This is a genomic window from Streptomyces bicolor (assembly GCF_000719285.1).
GTDB lineage: Bacteria > Actinomycetota > Actinomycetes > Streptomycetales > Streptomycetaceae > Streptomyces > Streptomyces bicolor.
Map to the genome: position 1 here is coordinate 1 of NZ_JOFS01000147.1, position 272 is coordinate 272.

General features: G+C 56.6%; 1 pseudogene. It reads left to right on the forward strand.

What is annotated here, in order from left to right:
- Nucleotides 1-21: 21 nt before the first annotated feature.
- Nucleotides 22-166 (forward strand): annotated as a pseudogene (locus IF78_RS47350) (IS200/IS605 family transposase); the annotation flags it as partial.
- Between the last annotated feature and the right edge of the window lie 106 nt (nucleotides 167-272).

Genomic DNA, 272 nt, shown 5'->3' on the forward strand with positions numbered 1-272 from the left:
GATCACTCTATCGCTTGGTTCATGTCACCCCGATGGAATCCGAACCCTGATGTACGCACAGGCCGCCACGTCGTCTACAACCTGCACGTCCACTTGGCTACACCTCCTCGTGCACTACCCGCCGAAAGTCCAGCTCTCCAAGCTCGTCAACTCCCTCAAGGGCGTCCGCCGGATGTGTCAATTTAACGGCTGATCTTGTTTGTTGAGTGGTCAGTTGTTGCTCGGGGTAAGGCGGCCCTCGAAGGCGATCTGGAATGCGTTGAGAGGTGCTT